We start from the raw sequence: 18059 nt of genomic DNA on the forward strand, positions 1-18059 counted from the left end.
CACGTCCTCACCCCCGGGCAAGAACGGGCAGATGACCGTCCTGGGCGCGCTGGAGGTCGCCATCGGCATCCTTCTCCACCGACTCGGCCGACGCCGTGCCGCCGACTTCCCGCGTTCCGTGCTCACCGAGAAGATCGCCTGCCCGGCAGGTAGCCACGGCCTCGTCCAGTTCGCGCACGGAACCGAGTCGGGGGGGGCCGACACCGACGGGAACTCGTGGGCCTGCGGTGTCATACGGATACCGCGCATGCTCAGCCTCCTCCTCACGCCGGTCGGCTCGCATGGGCGAGCCCCGCCGAGGCGATCACCGATAAAATGAGCGAGTCGGAAACGCCTCACGCGGGGCCCACCACAGCCGCCACCATCTGGGGGCCGCGTCGGCCGATCGATCTGGAAGGTGCCCTCATGGCCAAGCAGATCACCTACCACAGAGTCTACGAGGAGACCTCGCCCGAGGACGGCAAGCGGATCCTTGTCGACCGCGTCTGGCCACGCGGCATGCGCAAGGAGGATGCACACCTGGACGAGTGGCTGCGCGATGTCGCCCCCTCGACCGAACTGCGCCGCTGGTACGGCCACGAGCCGAGCCGCTTCGCCGAGTTCCGTCGCCGCTACCTGTCCGAACTGAAGGATGCCGGACACCGGCAGGCCGCCCAGCATCTGCGCGACCTCGCCGCCCACGACAGGCTCACGCTCCTGACCGCCACCAAAGACGCGGACCACAGCCAGGCCGCCGTACTCGCCGAATGGCTCGCCGAGAAGCCGTGACGACGACGCGAGGGGCCAGGGCAGCCGGACCGCCAATGGCTTTCGCCGGGCTACGGGCACGGCGCACCGCCGTCGACGCCGGCTCCTCCACCGCTGGTCGGCCACGTGTTGGCCGAGGCAACTGCCGGACGCCTTGAGCCGCGTTACGTCGCGGCACGGGCAGGCTCGTGGGCCATCCGCCGAGATCACGATGCCTGGCCTGTGAGCGACTGTGCCGCGATCCGCGACCTTGCCGGCAGGGAGAGCGTGTGGGCCCGTCAGGTGCCCAACACGCCGTAGAGCAGACCCGCGTTGCTGCGAACAACCGGGTCGCGGCATCGCACGGAGGTCGGCAGGAGGTGGTCGCCGACCGGACTCTTCCCTACTCAGTTGTCGCTGACCAGGCGTTGAGGTGACCACCGTGCGGCCGTCCGGAATACGTCGAAGAGGGACGGCAATGCGAACCACATCATCCGGGACGAGCGCATGACCGTGAGCTACGACGTGGTGAACGGCTGGACCGTCGTCGAGGTCGACGGCGATGTGGACATCTATACCTCTCCCATGATCCGTGAAGCAGTGCCGCCGTCGCCCTCCGGCACGGCCATCCATCCGTAGCCCGTGCAACGAGCAGGGGTGGAGTCGCAGGCACAGACCGCCCGCAGACCGGTGCCGCGCAGCTGAGCCTCGCGCAGGGCGAAGAGCACGGCGCGCCGGGCGTGCGGGGAGCCGTCGGTGCCGACCACGATCGGACCAGCCGGAGCGGGCACGGCACTGTCGTTCATCGGGAATCCTCCAACGGCTTGTCGGCAGGCGCGAGCACTGTCAGGCCCGTGAGAGGGGCAGCCGGACCTGCTCTCGGGGGTGTTCTGAACTTGCGGCTCGGGTCCGGAGCCACTGCTCGTCGAGGGCTACTCAGAGTTGTGCAGGAGCGAGTCGATGGGCACCTGTGGGTCGGCGAGTTTGCTGGTGTCAACCTGTTGGCCGGAGCGGACGAGGGCCTGGATCGGTTCGGTGACGTCCCAGATGTTGACGTTCATGCCTGCCAGCACCCGGCCGCGTGCGAGCCAGAACGCGATGAACTCGCGTGCGCCGAGGTCTCCGCGGAAGACGACCTGGTCGTATCCGCCGGGCTCGGCGTATCCGGTGTACTCCATGCCCATGTCGTACTGGTCGGAGAAGAAGTACGGCACCCGGTCGTAGGCTGCCTCCCGGCCGAGCATCGCCCTGGCGGCGGTCTGGGGCTGGTGCAGCGCGTTGGCCCAGTGCTCCACGCGGATGCGCCGGTCCAGCAGAGGGTGGAAGGCGTTGGCGACGTCGCCCGCGGCGTAGATGCCGGGCACGGAGGTGCGCAGCCGCTCGTCGGTGAGAATGCCGTTGTCGACCTGAAGGCCCGCGGCCTGGGCGAGGCCGGTGTTGGGCGTGATGCCGATGCCGACGACGACCGCGTCCGCGTCGATGCGCGTACCGTCCGACAGCAGCACGCCGTCGACGGTACCCGCGCTGCCGGTCAGTTCGGCGACCTGCACGCCGGAACGCAGGTCCACCCCGTGATCGCGGTGCAAGGCCGCGAAGACCTGGGCGACCTCGCGGCCAAGAACATGCAGCAACGGCAGCTCGGACCTCTCCAGCACGGTGACCTCCACACCGGCGGTGCGGGCCGCGGCAGCGGTCTCCAGGCCGATCCAGCCGGCCCCGACGACCGCCACCCGTGAGGCGGAGGAGAAGGCATCCTTGATCCGGTCGCTGTCCTGGACCGTGCGCAGATACAGCACCCCGTCCAAATCGGCACCCGGCACCGGCAGACGGCGCGGCGAGGAGCCGGTGGCCAGCAACAGCTCGGCGTATCCGAGGCGGCTGCCGTCCGCGAGTGTCACCTCGTGCGGGGCCGGGTCGAGCGCGGTGACCGCCGTCCCCAGGCGCAGGTCGACGTCGTGCTCGGCGTACCACTGGGGCGGGTGGACGTAGATCTGCTCCCGTGCGTCCTTGCCCATCAGGTAGCTCTTCGACAGTGGCGGCCGCTCGTAGGGCCGTTCGCTCTCCTCGCCGATCAGGATCAGCGTGCCGTCGAAGCCCTCCTCGCGCAGCGCCTGTGCGGCTTTGGCACCGGCCAGACTGGCTCCGACGATCACATACGCTCCGTTGTCGGTCATGATCAGCCCCTGGTCCGCGCTGGCCGTACGATGCTGAGAGTTTCGGCGAGCTGCCGAGAGAGCTGCTCCCAGCTGGCGTCGAACTTGGACACGCCCTCGTCCTCAAGGGTCTGCACAAGGTCGACGTAGTCCACGCCGACTGACCGCAACTCAAGGAGTACCCGCTCGGCGTCGTCGTAGTGGCCGCGTACCGAGTCGGCTGGCACCTCGCCGTGATCGGCGACCGCGCGCAAGGTGGCCTCGGGCATGGTGTTCACCACGCCGGGCGCGACCAGTTCGGTCACGTAGCGGGTGTCGGGGTAGCTGGGGTCCTTGACGGAGGTCGAAGCCCACAGCGGACGCTGCGGATGGGCTCCCGCCCCCCGAAGGGCTTGCCAGCGGGGTGAGGAGAGAACCCGCTCGTAGTGCTGGTAGGCCAGCCGTGCGTTGGCGATCGCCAAATGGCCGAGCAGCGCGGCCGCCTGCGCAGTGTGGGTCTTGTGCAGGCGTGCGTCTGCCTCGGCGTCGACGCGAGAGACGAAAAACGAAGCCACCGAGCCGATCCCGGACAGCTCCCGACCCGCATCGCGGGCGCCTTCTATCCCGTCGAGGAAGGCATCCATGACCTCGTCGTAGCGGGCCGGGGAGAAGATCAACGTGACATTGATACTGATGCCCTCGGCCAGACACGCGGCGATCGCCGGCAGGCCCTGCCGGGCGGCCGGGATCTTCACGAACAGGTTGGGCCGGTCGACCAGCCATCACAGCGCCCGCGCCTCCGCGATGGTCGCCGCGGTGTCGTGCGCGAGCCGGGGGTCGACCTCGATGGAGACCCGTCCGTCGACGCCGTCCGTCGCATCGTAGACCGGACGCAGCACGTCGCAGGCCCACCGGACGTCGGTGGTGGTCAGCGCCCGAAGCGCCTCACCGACTCCGACTCCGCGGGCGGCCAGGTCACGGATCTGTGCGTCGTACGCGTCGCCGCTCGTGATGGCCTTGGCGAAGATCGTCGGATTGGTGGTCACCCCCACGACCCGGTCGCGCGCGACCAGGTCGGCCAGACTGCCGGACACCAGCCGCTCCCGGCTGAGATCGTCCAGCCAGATCGACACTCCGGCATCACTCAGTTTGTTCAACGGATTCATGACGCTGCCGCTCCTCCCGCACGCCAAGCGGACGGGCTTCCCGCTGCTCATCCGCAGCCCGGACCAGAGCCTGCCTGTCGCTCCATCGTCTCTGGAAGGCCAGTGGCCCGCACCCGCACACCGGGCCAGGCCGACAGGCCAAGCCGCTGGGCTACCCATGCGCCCTGTTCGGTGTCCACACCGGCACGCATACGACTGCCTCCCGTTTCCGGGGCCGGCCGGAAACGTGAACCCTCACCGCCGTCCAGCCGGCATTGCAGGACGGCCCCTACGTCCACCGCTACCTCGGCGCCGACGGCGTCGCCGGCAGCGAGGGCGCGTTCCTCGCCTGCTCCTTCTGGCTCGCCGAAGCCCTCGCCCGATGCGGCCGCGCCGACGAGGCCGTGTCTCTCATGGAGCAGCTCGTGGCGCTCGGCAACGACGTTGGCCTCTACAGCGAGGAAATCGACCCAACGACCGGCGCGTTCCTCGGCAACCTGCCCCAGGACCTGCCTCATCTGGCCCTGATCAGCGCAGCCTGCGCGATCGGGGAGGCCACGCAATGAGTATCTGGGCGGCCCTGGCAGGCGGATTCGCCGGCACTCTGGTCCTGACCACGGGCCTGTGCGCAGCCAACGCCCTCAATTTCACCCGCATCGACTTGCCCTTCCTGCTCGGCACCGCCTTGACCAGCGACCGCCCGCGCCAAGGCCCTCGGCTACGGCGCGCACTTCGTCAACGGGCAGATCTTCGCCCTGCTCTACTACGCCGTCTTCACCGCCATCGGCTACAGCAGTTGGTGGCTCGGATGCGTCTTCGGCCTCGTCCACGGCCTGTTCGCCGCCACCGCCCTGGTCAACATCCTGCTGCCCCTCATCCATCCCCGCGTGGGCACCTCACAGACCAGCGCCCCCGACGTCGCCCTGCGCATGCCGGGTAGCGTGGGAAAACGACCGGGAACTGCACACGAACCTCGTATAGCGGTCGAAGGTGGAGGGTCTTCATGGCACATCCACATGAATCCCGACGTTCCGGCCCTCGCTCTGCACCTCCTTCGGCTACTTCGGAGCCAACCGCTACCGGACCGGATTCATACGGGCCGCGGCTGGCCTCGGTCGTGCTCTTCGTCCACGACCACGACGAATCAGCGGACTTCTACCAGGAGCTACTGAAGATGGAAGTCACGGTCCGCACCGCCACGGCCGCGCTGCTCGTGGGCCAGGGCGGCTTCCAGGTGTATCTGCGCACCGTGGGCCCGAAGGCGATACACCCGGTGGGCCACGTCGGCGCGCAGTACGTCATCTGGACGGCGGACGGACCCGACGACTTCCAGCGGTGCGAGCGCGTGCTCAGAGCCCGCTCCGACCGTGTCGGCACCCGGCACGGGGACGGCTTCACCCTCATCGAGGGCCGGGATCCCAGCGGCCTGCCCGTGCTGGTGGCCTATCCAGGACCCGACGAAGTGGCGCGGCTCGAGATCATCGCTCGCTACTACGTATGACGCCCACCAGGAGAACTCTCGGTGGCACACAAGCAACGGCCACATCGGTGTCGCGATGGGCGGGACCGGCACCGACGTCGCCAAAGAGGCCGCCGACATGGTCCGGCCATCCTCATGGTGGGCGAGCTCCTCAAGGCCGTCCTGCGGACCGGACGGCCAAGCCGATGCGTAGGGGCTGGAAGGTTGAGACCCACGACACCGGTCTGGACGCCGAGACGTGGCCTGCAGGGTCCCCGGACCAGGCCGGGTTCGGTTCCCGGGCTGGTGCCAAGGTGGACGGAAGCCGGGCGAAGATGTCCGCGCGTCCACCCCAACACCGTGCGCTTCCATCTGGACGCACTGGTCGCCGAGGGCCATATCGAGCGGCAGCTCGAACAGCCCGCAGGCCCTGGCCGGCCTCGCACCGTCTACGCGCCTCAGCCGGGGATGGACCGCGGAGGCACCCGAAGACCGCCTGCTGGCCCAGATCCTGCTCAGCCACCTGGCGTCGACCGGATCCGACAACGCACACAAGGCCGCCATAGAGGCCGGCCGTGCGTGGGGCCGCTTCCTGATCGACCCCGTGCCGCCCTTCCACCGTCCCACGGCCGAGGAGTCGGCGATCCGGCTAACCGCACTGCTGGACGATCTCGGCTTCTCATCCACGCCGGAAGGAGGCGGCGACGGCGGGGCGCCGGAGCAGATCCGGCTGCGACACTGCCCCTTCCTCGAACTTGCCCAGGAGCACGGGCAGCTTGTCTGCTCCGTGCATCTGGGGCTGATCCAGGGGGCGTTGGCCGAGCTGCGGGCACCGATGGCGGCGGAGCGTCTGGAACCGTTCGCCGAACCGGACTCCTGCCTCGCCCATCTGGCCCCCTCGCCGCCCGCCGACTCTGTCGCACCGTGAAGCGAGGAAAACACCATGCACCGCTGAGATCAGCACGAGTGCCTGTTGCTGGGCGCCCCTTCCGAACGGGCTCGTGCAAGCACTCACCAGTCCCGACATCTCCGATCAACCGGCTGTTGTCCACGTGGAACTTCCCGCGAGCGGCAGCATGCCGAACACGACCACGGCGCCTCACCGATTGTGCCGATCCCCTGTTTGCTCAGTCGAGCTCAGTCACGACGGAACGAGGCAGACGCTGTGCGCCGGTTCAACCACGCACATCGCCACCGGGGAGGCGTGAGCCTTGCACATCCCGGCACGGAGCCGGCATCGCTCATGGCGGTGGCCCCACCGCCGGAATTCGCCGGTCGCCTGGCTTCCTGGCCCGTCGCCTGACGGCGTGTGCATGCGCAGTGATCCGTAGGAGAAAGGCGGTATATCGATGAACGCCACGTCAGCAGCCGTAGCGGGTGCGGCGGCCTTCGTATGGCTCGGGATGATGCTGGCCATCTCCTTCCTGGAGGCGCCGCTGAAGTTCCGCGCCCCCGGTGTGACCGTCCCTATCGGGCCGGGCATCGGGCGACTCGTCTTCCAGGCGCTGAACATCGCCGAGACGGCACCGGCGGCGTGGTGGTCGTCGTGATCGTGGTGGCAAACGCACCGGCGGTGGTCACTCTGCTGACCGTCGTCCTGGCGGCCCTGCTCCTCGCGCGGCTGGCTGTGATCCGCCCGCGGCTCAACCGGCGGTCCGACCGAGTACTGGCCGGCGAGGACCTTCCACGCTCGCGCGGCCCTCTGCAGTACGTGATCGCCGAGGCTGCCAAGGTGCTGCTCCTGTTTGGCCTCGGCATCAGCGTTCTTGCGGTGTGACCGGCCCGCAACGCCGATGCACGCACAACCGGACCCTCTCGGTAAACTGCGGCGCATTGTCCCGATCTGGCCCGGTATAGATACTGCGGTATCTGTAGTAGTTCGCCCGGTAAGTGACCACACGATCCGAGGAGAGCCGCCATGAGTGCGACACCTGACGCCGGAGAAGCGGCGGCAGCCGCAGCGTTGAATGCCCGGCCCCCCAGCGCCGGAAGCATCGTGGTCAGCTGGGCGACCACCACGGACCACAAGAGAATCGGAACGCTGTACATCACGACATCGTTCGCGTTCTTCCTCATCGGCGGCGTGATGGCGCTGCTGATGCGCGCCGAACTCGCCCGGCCGGGTCTGCAGATCATGTCGAACGAGCAGTTCAACCAGGCGTTCACGATGCACGGAACGATCATGCTGCTGATGTTCGCGACGCCGTTGTTCGCCGGTTTCGCCAACTGGATCATGCCGCTGCAGATCGGCGCGCCGGACGTGGCCTTCCCGCGGCTGAACATGCTGGCCTACTGGCTGTACCTGCTCGGCTCGCTGATCGCGGTCGGTGGCTTCCTCACGCCGCAGGGCGCGGCCGACTTCGGCTGGTTCGCCTACGCGCCACTGAACAGCGCGGTGCGCTCACCGGGCATCGGCGCCGACATGTGGATCATGGGCTTGGCCCTGTCCGGCTTCGGCACCATCCTCGGCTCGGTCAACTTCATCACCACCATCATCTGTATGCGCGCCCCGGGCATGACCATGTTCCGCATGCCGATCTTCTGCTGGAACGTGCTGCTCACCGGCGTTCTGGTACTGATCGCCTTTCCCGTCCTGGCAGCCGCACTCCTGGCCCTGGAGGCGGACCGGAAATTCGGCGCTCAGGTATTCGACGCGGCCAACGGCGGAGCACTGCTGTGGCAGCACCTGTTCTGGTTCTTCGGCCATCCCGAGGTGTACATCATCGCGCTGCCGTTCTTCGGCATCATCTCCGAAGTCATTCCCGTCTTCGCCCGCAAGCCGATGTTCGGCTACGTGGGCCTGATCGGTGCGACGATCGCGATCGCCGGCCTGTCGGTCACGGTATGGGCGCACCACATGTTCGCCACCGGCGGGGTGCTGCTGCCGTTCTTCGCCTTCATGTCGTACCTGATCGCGGTGCCGACCGGGGTGAAGTTCTTCAACTGGACCGGCACCATGTGGAAGGGCAGTCTCAGTTTCGAGACGCCCATGCTGTGGGCGCTCGGTTTCCTGGTCACCTTCCTCTTCGGCGGGTTGACGGGCGTCATCCTGGCCTCCCCGCCGCTGGACTTCCACGTCACTGACTCGTACTTCGTGGTGGCTCACTTCCACTACGTGGTCTTCGGCACCGTGGTGTTCGCGATGTTCTCCGGGTTCTATTTCTGGTGGCCGAAGTTCACCGGGAAGATGCTCGACGAGCGGCTCGGGAAGATCCACTTCTGGACGCTCTTCGTCGGCTTCCACACGACGTTCCTCGTCCAGCACTGGCTGGGCGCGGAAGGCATGCCACGCCGCTACGCCGACTACCTCGCCACCGACGGCTTCACCGCGCTCAATACGATCTCCACGATCGGCGCCTTCCTGCTGGGTCTGTCCACGCTTCCCTTCCTCTACAACGTCTGGAAGACCGCCAAGCACGGCCAGGCGGTCAAGGTCGACGATCCGTGGGGCTATGGCCGTTCGCTGGAGTGGGCGACATCCTGCCCGCCGCCGCGGCACAACTTCCTCACCCTGCCGAAGATCCGCAGCGAGTCGCCTTCCTTCGACCTTCATCACCCTGGCATCGCCGCCCTGGAGCAGGCCGAAAACCGGGATCGGTACGCCGACGCCCGGGACGGCTCAGCCCACGCAGGCACCGCTGGCCAGGACGACGGTGCCAAGGACTGAGGCGGAGGCGGTACGCAGATGGACAACCAACAGGGTGGGCGGAGGAGATAAGCGTAAAAGCCGCCACTCCATGGCAGAGCGTGACGCTTGAATACGGTGAGTGTGCGTACGCTCCATGATCTGGCCCTGGCCTCCGCTGCCGGGATCGTCGCTGTTTATGGTGGCCGCTGTCAGGCGGTCGGGCGTGGGGCGGTTGGTGTGGCGTCGCTGGAGCGGACGGCGTATCCGAGGTTCAAGAGGCTGACCTCGGAACGGGAGTTGCGGGAGTTCTTCACGCCGTCGGCGGAGGAGGTGACGTGGGCTCGTGAGCGTACGCATGACCGCCCGGGCCGGGTCTTGGCGCTTGCTGGTGATGCTGAAGTCCGCGGCGCGGCTGGGCCGTGTACCCAAGCTCGGGGAGATACCCGAGGTGGTCGTGGCCCACGTGCGCGATCAGGCGGGGCTCGCTGCGGGGACGGTGCCAGAGGTGGACTCCGAGCGGAGCGAGGAACGCTATCGGTCGGCCGTACGTGAACGCCTGGAGCTGAAGCACAAGCCGGGCGAGGCCCGCGCGGTCGCGGAGGCGGCGATGCGGGCGGCGGCGCCGGTGAAGGCGCATACCGCGGACCTGGTGAACGTAGCGCTGGAGGAGCTGGTCCGGCAGAAGGAGCGGCTGGAGCTGCCGGCGTTCTCCACCCTGGACCGGATGGCTGCCCGTATCCGTTCCGAGGTGGAAGCCTCGCGGTGCGAGGCGATCGTCGCGCGCATGAGTGACGCGGCGCGGGAGCGTGTCGCGGGCATGCTGGAAGTCGTCGAGGGCGAGTACCGGAGCCTGTTCGCGTGGGTCAAGCAGCCCGCCCGGCGGGCGACCTGGTCGCGGTTCAGGGCCCATGCGGAGCGGATGGAGAGGGTGGACGGGCTGGGGGATGCCGTCTTCTGGGTGGGGAGAACACCGCCGGCGAAGGTGGCCGCGCTGGCCGAGCAGGCGAGGGTGCTGTCGGTGGGCGAGATGAAGGACATCGCCGAGCCCCGCCGCACCGCGCTGACCGTGTGTCTGCTCGCGCAGGTGCAAGCGGCGGTGCGGGACGAGACCGTGGTGATGCTCTCCAAGCGCATGTCCCGGCACCTCAAGCGGGCCCAGGAAGAGCTGCTGGAGATCGAGAAGCGGCAGAAGGAGACTACCGAGCAACTCCTGGCCACCTTCCGGGATGTACTGACCGCCCTGCGCGGCAGTGGCGAGGCCGCTTCAGGCGGGTGGGAGGGTGAGGCGTCGCTGGATGACCTGCTGGCGCTGAAGCGCCCGGGCTGCGATCGAGACGGCGGGCGGGTTCGACGCCCAGCTGGCGGAGCTGGAGGCCCTGGACGCCTACCGGGGCAGCAACTACGCGGCACTGGTGGAGCGCTTCTTCAAGCCGGACCGGCCGACCATGTTCCAGATCGCCCGCCGTCTGTCGTTCACCGCGACCTCGACCGACCGCAGTGTGCTGGATGCGCTGGACCACGTCCTCGCTCACCAGCACCTCACCCGGCCCCTTGTGGCGGACAGGCATCCCACCCGCAGGGACGAGAACGGGGGGTCGGTACGGCTGGACCTGTCGTTCGCGCCGAAGATGTGGCTGAAGACCGTCTACTCCCCGTGAGCAGCCGGGGATGCTGGTCCGCCGTCATTCGAGGCAATGGTGTACGCCTGCCTCGTGGAGGAACTGCGCTGCGGCGATGTCGCCGTGATCGGCGCCGAGGACTACGGTGACTGGACCCGCATGCTCCTGCCCTGGGATCAGTGCGAGCCCAAGCTCGCGGGCTTCTGCGAGCAGGCCGGCCTCCCGGCCACCGCGAGCGAGTTCACCGTTCGGCTGCGCGAGCGGCTCACCACGATCGCCGAAACCGTGGACGCCGGGTATCCGGACAACAAGGACCTCACCATCGACCCGGTCACCGGCGTCCCCTCCCTCGCCGTACGCAGAGCAGGTGAGCGCACTGCCTCCGCGGAGAAGCTGGAAGAAGCTCTCTCCGAGCGGCTTCCCGCCCGCAGCGTGCTGGAACATCTGGCGCGGGCGGCGCACTGGACGGACTGGTGGAAACGGCCCGGCCCACGCTCGGGCAGCGAGCCGAAGCTGAAGGAGCCCCTGCCGCGCTACGTGACCAGCGCCTTCGTCTACGGCTCCGGGCTCGGCCCCGCCCAGGCGGTGCGCCACATGCGGGGCAGCGTGGCCGCGCACGAACTCGGCGCGATCGCCAAGCGCCACTTCACCATCCCGGTTCTCAACAGGTACGGGGCCGACGTCGTCAACGCCCACGCCGGCCTGGACCTGACCGCGGCGTGGGGTGACGCGTCGGTGGCCGCGGTGGACGGCACCATGATGGACACCGTCATCGACAACCTCCTCGCCGAGACCTCTATCCGTTACGGCGGCTACGGCGGAATCGCGCACCACTTGGTCTCCGACACCTACGTCGCGCTCTTCTCCCGGTTCATCCCATGTGGGGTGTGGGAGGCCGTCTACCTCATCGACGCGCTGCTCGCGAACGAGTCGGAGGTCAGGCCGGGCACCGTACACGCCGACACCCAGGGGCAGTCCTTCCCGGTCTTCGGGCTCGCCCACCTGCTCGGCATCGACCTGTCGGACCCACAGCTGCGGGAACAGATCACCAGGGCGACGAACAAGGCCGAGGCATACAACGGGTACACGAAATGGCTGCACTTCGGCGGGGACGGCTACCTGCGCTCCCGCGATCCCGAACTCCAGGAGAAAGCCGTCAAGTTCCTCGACCTGATGGCCAACAGCATCATCTTCTCCACCACCGTCGACATGACCGACACACTGCGCCAGATGGCCGACCAAGGCCGGGAGGTAAACCCCGACGACATCGCCGCGCTCAGCCCGCACCGCAGGGACAACGTGCTGCGCTTCGGCGACTACGACACCGCCACCCTCCACATCCTGCCCGGCCCGTACGACAGCGCGGTTCACCTTCCTGCGGGTGGTCTCTGACAGTGGGGCGGCCGAGATCGGCGGCCAACCGGAGTACGACCGGAACAGGCGATCGCAGTAAATCTGGGCATCTTCGCTCGGCGCAGTCCGCATGAGTACGCCGTAGGCAAGGGTGGATCGGCCGGAGTGAGCCAGTCCTACCTGTTGGAGGGAACCACCGGCCCCGGGCAATCAGGACGTCGGCTTCGTGGTGCCAGCCGAGGAAGGAGTAGAGGCGCTGCCCTTCCTCACTGGCGATGAGAAGACCGGTACGGGCGCCCTGGACCACGGCGGCCTCCGCCGGAGTGCCCATCATGGCGCGGCCCAGGCCGCGTCGGCGGTGCACCGGGGCCGTCTCGATGCGATCGGCGATCGCGGCGGGCCGAAATCAGCCATGTCGGCTCGGGTGACCCTCGCCGGACAGTTCCAGGGCACCCGCTTGGTCTCCGCCGTCGCGGCAAAGAACGCGAACAGAATCTTCCCCGGGCCTGTGGGGCAGGGCGCCTGGCGAGCACCTCTCAAGGGTCAGGCCATGGGTGGTGGGCGAGGTGGTGAGCCCTTCGCTCTGGAGCCGGTGGCGATCGCACACGGGCGACTCGCGCGGGGTGTGTACTCACGGCAGGCTCGTGCTCCGTGTCACGCCTGCCGAGACGGCCCGAACCTGAAGCGCCAGAGGCTGTAAGAGATCCGGCTCGGCCGTACATCTCCCGGTTGACGGCCGTTGATGGACGGAACATGGAGGTGCTGTGAGACGACGACGAACAACCGCCGGGGAGTACGGGGACCCGGCCGGACACCTGGCCCTGGAGGCTCTCTATACGGCTCATGCTGATCGGGTACTGGCGTATCTGCTGCACCGTACGGACCGGGAGACAGCACAGGACATCCTCTCGGAGACCTTCGTGCTGGCCTGGCGCAAGTCCGGGTCCGTACCCGACGATGCCCTGCCGTGGCTGCTCGCCTCGGCCCGGCGGCTGCTCGCCAACCGCGTGCGGTCCGACCAGCGGCACCGCGCACTGACCGAGCGCTTGGCGGTGATGGCCGACCGGACAGGGGCTGCGGAGATCGGGGACGCGATAGGGACGCGTGCCGAGGTGGCCGCCGCGCTGTCGGCGCTTTCCGAACAGGACCGGGAAGTACTCGTGCTGAGCGCCTGGTACGGCTTGACGGCCAAGCAGGCGGCCGTGGTCGCAGGCTGCACGGCCACTGCCTTCGCTGTGCGCCTACACCGGGCGCGCAAACGGTTCAGGGCAGCGCTGCCCCGTGCAGGCCATGCACAGCCGGTCCATGGCGCTCTTGCCCAGCCCCACTTCACCCAACGGGAGTCAGCATGAAGCAGACCGTCACCAAGCACAGCCAGGCGCCCGACCTCACCGCCGTCCGTGCCCTACGCCCCACCGGCGACGGCACCGAAGGATGGGCGGTCTCCGCCGACGGCCAGGCCGTCCTGCAGGAGATCCTGAGACTCACCGAGCAGCCGCCTGCCACGGCCGGTTCCGGGAGGCGTCGGCACCTGCTCATGGTAGGGGCGGTCACAGCCGCCCTCCTCGGGGGCGCCACCACGGCAGCCGTAGCGACATTCGGGCCCTGGGGCGAGGACGGGCGCAACGTCATGTGCGCCCGCACGCTGTCGCCCGAGGCAGACCTGAGCCAGCTGCCGCTCAAAGACATGAAGAATTTCGATCCGCAGGACGCGGCGCGTTCCTGCGCGGCGGCCTGGGACCGGATGTGGAACCAGCCCGCACAGGGCACAGTGCCACGGACCCCCAGGCCGACCCGGTTCGCGGCCTGCTATTTCCCCAACGCGCAGCCCGACAGCGGCGAGTCCTCAGCCACCGACGACCATGCGGAACTCGGCGGGCCGGTGATCTACCCGGCGGACGGCTACCCCACAAAGAAGGCGGCCTGCGCTGCCATCGGCTCCAGGCCCGTGGCAGGCGGTTGAGGCTGACTGGGGTCGACCAGGTTCAGTAGGGTCGGGGACTGGCGCGGTGGCCTGTGAGGGCTCCGTTTCCAGCCCCCGGCGTCCGGAAACAGCAGCGGCGCACGACCGGCGTGGTGCGGCGGTCCAGTCGGAGTCGATGTCCACGTCGAGGCTTCGACGCGCGTCGGTGAGGGCAGGTCGGCGGCCTGGCCGAGCAGTAGGGGCCCCACCCGAGCGGACCAGGACGGGAGGCAGGTCGCCGACTCTGCTGCACCTCACGGCGCCTGCTCAAGCGCGATGAAGCCGCTCCTGGCGGCGGAACATGGTCTCGTTGGTCCGGCCAGTTCCGAGGCATCCGACCCATCAGACCAGTGCCTGGCCACTGCCGGCCACGGCTTCAGGCTGCAACAGCTCGGCCAGCTTCTCGGCGGGCAACAAGCTCTTTTCCAGGACCAGTTCGGCCACACCGCGACCCGTGGCGAGGGCTTCCCGGGCGATGTCGGTGGCCGTCGTGTAGCCGATGTGCGGATTGAGGGCCGTGACCAGGCCGATGGAATTCTCTACGGTTGCGCGCAGCATGTCCGTGTTGGCCGTGATACCGGCCACGCACCTCTCCGCCAGCGTCAGGCAGGCGCGACGCAGGTGCGTCACGGACTTCGACAGGGAGTGCAGGATGATCGGCTCGAACGCATTGAGCTGGAGTTGTCCGGCCTCGGCGGCCATGGTGATGGTGACGTCGTTGCCCATCACCTCGAAGGCGACCTGGTTGACAACCTCGGGGATCACCGGGTTGACCTTGCCCGGCATGATGGATGAACCGGCTTGCACCGGCGGCAGGTTGATCTCACCGAAACCGGCACGCGGCCCGGAGGACAGCAGCCGCAGGTCGTTGCAGCTCTTGGAGAGCTTAACCGCGATCCGCTTCAGCACACCGGACATCTGCACGAAGGCACCGCAGTCCTGGGTGGCCTCGACCAGGTTGGCAGCGGTGACGAGCGGCAACCCGGTGATGGCGGCCAGGTGCCGGCGCACGGCCTCGGCGTATCCGGCCGGGGCATTGAGGCCGGTGCCGATGGCCGTGGCGCCAAGGTTGATCTCATGGATCAGCTCGACGGCCTCCGCGAGCCGGTTGCGGTCCTCGTCGAGCATGACGGCGTATGCCGAGAACTCCTGCCCGAGCGTCATGGGCACCGCATCCTGCAGCTGGGTACGGCCCATCTTGAGCACGTCACGGAACTCCACGGCTTTGGCCGCGAAGGCGTCCTGAAGGGTGGCCATCGCCTTGAGCAGGCCCCGTACCGCGAACACCGTCGCGATCTTGATGGCTGTCGGGTAGACGTCGTTGGTCGACTGGCTGAGATTGACGTCCTCATTGGGGTGCAGGAACGCGTGCTGCCCCTTCTCGTGCCCGAGCAGCTCCAGCGCTCGGTTGGCGACGACCTCGTTGGCGTTCATGTTGGTCGAGGTGCCGGCGCCACCCTGGACAACGTCGACGACGAAGTGGTCGTGCAGTTGCCCGTCCCGTATCTCACGGCACGCCTCGACGATGGCGGTGGCCTTCTTCGGCTCCAGCAGCCCGAGCTCCTCGTTGGCGAGGGCGGCGGCCTCCTTGACGGCGGCGAGGGCGTCGATCAGGTGCGGATAGGCGGAGATCGGGGTGCCGGTGATGGGGAAGTTCTCGGTGGCCCGGAGGGTGTGCACCCCCCAGTAGACGTCGGCGGGTACGTCACGGTCGCCGAGCAGGTCGTGCTCGGTACGGGTGGCTGCTGTGGTCATGTGGGTCTTCTTTCAGGCGGATTCAGACGCGTCGGTTGCGGGCTGGGGTGAGCGGGTCGAGCAGCGCGAACCGGCCCGACGATGCCGACCGGCTGACCGCAGCCGCACAGCTGCAGACGCACTGGACTCGGGGTGCCGGGCGGGACAGGAATGATGCGAACGCCTTACAGGTATGTACTGTCTCGAAGACCGCGGGGCTGTCCGCGACCATGTCGCGGACAGCCCTCAGCGGTTCATCGTTGGCCTTTCCGCTCAGAGCAGGCGGTCCTTGGCCTTGTAGTAGGCGCCGCCGAACGGCAGGAACCAGGCGGTGCCGTTGTAGAAGGGGACGGGGACCTTCGGGAAGCCGAGGCCGCGCATCGGGTTGGCCTCGGGCTTGCCGTCCATCATCTCGGAGACCGCGCGGCCCATGTAGGTGGCCATTTGGACGCCGTGTCCGCAGTAGCCCATGGAGTAGTACAGGCCGTTGAACTCGCCCGCGTGGGGGATGCGGTCCCAGGAGAAGCCCACCATGCCGCCCCACACGTAGTCGATGCGCACCCCCGCCAACTGCGGGAAGATCTCGGTCATCTCCCGCTTGAGGATGTCTCCGCTCTTGATGTCGGAGGCCGGGTTGGAGGGGGCGAAGCGAGCCCGTCCGCCGAAGGCGAGGCGGTTGTCCGGGGTGAGGCGGACGTAGTGGCCGACGTTCTTGTGGGCGACCAGCAGGCGGCCGTTCGGGATGAGCTCCTTGGCGCGCGCCTCCCCTAGCGGCTCGGTGACAATGATGAAGCTGCCGACGTTGATCAGCCGCTTGCGGAACCACGGCATCGACTTGTCGGTGTAGGCGTCCGTCGCCGCCATGACCTGCTTGGCACGGATGGCGCCGTGCAGGGTCTCCACCAGGAAGCCGCCGCCGGGGAGGCGGGTGAGGCCGGTGGCCGCGTTGCGCTCGTGGATCTCTGCGCCGGCCCGCTCGGCGGCATCTGCCAGGCCGCCGACGAACTTGCCCACGTGCAGGCCCGCGCTGAGCGGGTCGAGCAGGGCGCCGTGGTAGTAGTCCGAGTCGAGCTCGGCCCGCAGTTCACTCTTGGTCAGCACGATCGTCTCGTGGCCGTAGTTCTCGGCCAGGTCGCGCTGCTTGGCGCGCAGGCCCTCGAAGTGCTGGGGCTTGCAGACCAGGCCGAGGCGCCCGGAGCGGTTGAAGTCGCAGTCGATCTGTTCCCTCTGCGTCAGGTCCTCGACTACGTCGACGGCCTCGCGGAAGGCGTTGTACAGCTCGAGTGCGCGCTCCTGGCCGTAGCGCTTGCGCGCCTCGGCGGGGCTGATGGTGATGCCCTGTGTACACATGCTGCCGTTGCGCCCGGAGGCGCCCGAGCCGACCTGGTCCTTCTCCACGAGGACGGTCCGGGCACCCTTGCGGGCGGTGTGGTAGGCGGTGGACAGGCCGGTGAGGCCGCCGCCGATCACCACCACGTCCGCCTCGTCGGGCAGGTCCTTTCCGGAACGGTCGGGTCGGGCGGGAGCTGTGTCCAGCCAGTAGGGGATCTGCTTCATGGCGTGCGTCCTCTGTGTTTCGCGGTCCTGTTTCGCCGGTGCGACGTTGGTCAGCAGCCGAGGAGCTTCGGCAGGCCCGACAGGTCGGGCAGCTCGTCGTAGGGCTGGTAGTCGGCGCTGCCGGGACGGCCGTAGCGGTTGATCCACACGCGCCGCTTCAGGCCGAGGCCGCGGGTCGGGATGTGGTCGTACTCCCAGCCCTGGGCGGTGTGGATGACCTGGGTCGGCTCGACACCCATGGTCTTGAAGGCGTACTCGAAGGTCTGACGGTCCGGCTTGTAGGCGCCGGCCTGCTGGGCGGTGATGACGTAGTCGAACTCGACGCCGATGTTCTCCACGTTCCGCTCGATCATGTTGTCGTCGGTGTTGGAGATGATGGCGATCTCGTACTTGCTCTTCAGTGCGCGCAGCGCGTCCGGGACCTCCGGGAAGGGGCCGAAGGTGGGGACGGCTTCGACCAGGGCGTCGCCGTCGGACTCCCGGTACTCCAGGCCGTGCAGGCGCATGGCGTTGCGCAGGCTGGAGTGCAGGATCTCGTGGTAGGGGCGGTAGGCCTCCAGGACGGCCTGGAAGCGCATGACGCGGAAGTCGTCGAGGAACTCGTCGACATCCAGGTTGTCCAGATCCAGCCGATCCTCGATGACCTTCAGGGTCGTGGGGCCGAGCTCGAAGTTGATCAGGGTCGCATAGGCGTCGAAGGTGACGATCTCTCGCATGGTGTCCAGCCTCAGTCTCGCGGGTTT

Annotated in this window: 15 protein-coding genes and 2 pseudogenes; 10 read left to right on the plus strand and 7 right to left on the minus strand. The window is 68.2% G+C overall.

Going from position 1 to position 18059, the window contains the following annotated elements; genetic code table 11:
* Nucleotides 1-7 precede the first annotated feature (7 nt).
* Nucleotides 8-178 carry a hypothetical protein gene (locus tag ACQF4J_RS00745; protein ID WP_427164171.1) on the minus strand — a complete coding sequence of 57 codons (171 nt, stop codon included), beginning with the start codon at nt 176-178 and terminating at the stop codon, nt 8-10.
* Nucleotides 179-405: 227 nt separating this feature from the next.
* On the opposite strand from ACQF4J_RS00745, the gene ACQF4J_RS00750 reads away from it, so the two are divergent.
* Nucleotides 406-768, plus strand: a complete 363-nt coding sequence (locus ACQF4J_RS00750; protein ID WP_427164172.1) for a DUF488 domain-containing protein — start codon at nt 406-408, stop codon at nt 766-768.
* Between the two features lie 530 nt (nt 769-1298).
* On the opposite strand, the gene ACQF4J_RS00755 is transcribed toward ACQF4J_RS00750, so the two are convergent.
* The 3 genes and pseudogenes from ACQF4J_RS00755 to tal form a co-directional block, all read right to left on the minus strand.
* A complete protein-coding gene (locus ACQF4J_RS00755; RefSeq protein ID WP_427164173.1) occupies nt 1299-1532 on the minus strand; it encodes a universal stress protein in 234 nt (77 codons plus the stop codon).
* A 126-nt stretch (nt 1533-1658) separates the two neighbouring features.
* The gene (locus ACQF4J_RS00760; protein WP_351583846.1) at nt 1659-2900 is read right to left on the minus strand and encodes an NAD(P)/FAD-dependent oxidoreductase; all 1242 of its coding nucleotides are present in this window, start codon (nt 2898-2900) and stop codon (nt 1659-1661) included.
* Nucleotides 2901-2902: 2 nt separating this feature from the next.
* Nucleotides 2903-4024: pseudogene (tal, locus tag ACQF4J_RS00765) on the minus strand (transaldolase).
* A gap of 254 nt (nt 4025-4278) precedes the next feature.
* Between tal and ACQF4J_RS00770 the strand changes: the two are divergent.
* The 9 genes and pseudogenes from ACQF4J_RS00770 to ACQF4J_RS00810 all read left to right on the plus strand — a co-directional run bounded on the left by ACQF4J_RS00770 (nt 4279) and on the right by ACQF4J_RS00810 (nt 14025).
* Nucleotides 4279-4569: a glycoside hydrolase family 15 protein gene (locus tag ACQF4J_RS00770; RefSeq protein ID WP_427164174.1), complete on the plus strand. Its 291-nt coding sequence runs from the start codon at nt 4279-4281 to the stop codon at nt 4567-4569.
* A 437-nt stretch (nt 4570-5006) separates the two neighbouring features.
* Entirely contained in the window at nt 5007-5504 is a 498-nt protein-coding gene (locus ACQF4J_RS00775; protein ID WP_427164175.1) for a VOC family protein, read from the plus strand.
* 562 nt (nt 5505-6066) lie between these two features.
* Nucleotides 6067-6390 carry a hypothetical protein gene (locus ACQF4J_RS00780; protein WP_427164176.1) on the plus strand — a complete coding sequence of 108 codons (324 nt, stop codon included), beginning with the start codon at nt 6067-6069 and terminating at the stop codon, nt 6388-6390.
* Nucleotides 6391-6811: 421 nt separating this feature from the next.
* Nucleotides 6812-7239 (plus strand): annotated as a pseudogene (locus tag ACQF4J_RS00785) (hypothetical protein).
* A 141-nt stretch (nt 7240-7380) separates the two neighbouring features.
* Complete coding sequence (ctaD, locus tag ACQF4J_RS00790; RefSeq protein WP_427164177.1) at nt 7381-9129, plus strand: cytochrome c oxidase subunit I; 1749 nt, start codon at nt 7381-7383, stop codon at nt 9127-9129.
* A 304-nt stretch (nt 9130-9433) separates the two neighbouring features.
* Nucleotides 9434-10858, plus strand: coding sequence for a DUF4158 domain-containing protein (locus ACQF4J_RS00795; RefSeq protein ID WP_427164178.1), 1425 nt, complete (start codon nt 9434-9436; stop codon nt 10856-10858).
* Nucleotides 10803-12101 (plus strand): Tn3 family transposase, encoded by a 1299-nt coding sequence (locus tag ACQF4J_RS00800; protein ID WP_427164179.1) that lies wholly within the window; start codon nt 10803-10805, stop codon nt 12099-12101. Before ACQF4J_RS00795 ends, ACQF4J_RS00800 begins: the two co-directional genes overlap by 56 nt.
* Before the next feature lie 725 nt (nt 12102-12826).
* On the plus strand, nt 12827-13414 hold the full coding sequence (locus ACQF4J_RS00805; RefSeq protein ID WP_351583873.1) for an RNA polymerase sigma factor: 588 nt from the start codon (nt 12827-12829) through the stop codon (nt 13412-13414).
* Entirely contained in the window at nt 13411-14025 is a 615-nt protein-coding gene (locus tag ACQF4J_RS00810) for a hypothetical protein (protein ID WP_427164181.1), read from the plus strand. The genes ACQF4J_RS00805 and ACQF4J_RS00810 overlap by 4 nt, the downstream gene beginning before the upstream one ends.
* Before the next feature lie 342 nt (nt 14026-14367).
* Here the strand turns inward: ACQF4J_RS00810 and aspA are convergent, their stop codons facing one another.
* The 3 genes from aspA to ACQF4J_RS00825 all read right to left on the minus strand — a co-directional run bounded on the left by aspA (nt 14368) and on the right by ACQF4J_RS00825 (nt 18032).
* The gene (aspA, locus tag ACQF4J_RS00815; RefSeq protein WP_351583964.1) at nt 14368-15780 is read right to left on the minus strand and encodes an aspartate ammonia-lyase; all 1413 of its coding nucleotides are present in this window, start codon (nt 15778-15780) and stop codon (nt 14368-14370) included.
* A gap of 252 nt (nt 15781-16032) precedes the next feature.
* Nucleotides 16033-17316, minus strand: a complete 1284-nt coding sequence (locus tag ACQF4J_RS00820; RefSeq protein WP_427164182.1) for an NAD(P)/FAD-dependent oxidoreductase — start codon at nt 17314-17316, stop codon at nt 16033-16035.
* Nucleotides 17317-17366: 50 nt separating this feature from the next.
* A complete protein-coding gene (locus ACQF4J_RS00825; protein ID WP_427164183.1) occupies nt 17367-18032 on the minus strand; it encodes a haloacid dehalogenase type II in 666 nt (221 codons plus the stop codon).
* Nucleotides 18033-18059: the final 27 nt, after the last annotated feature.

The organism is Streptomyces sp. C1-1 (assembly GCF_050214755.1).
Taxonomy (GTDB): Bacteria; Actinomycetota; Actinomycetes; order Streptomycetales; family Streptomycetaceae; genus Streptomyces.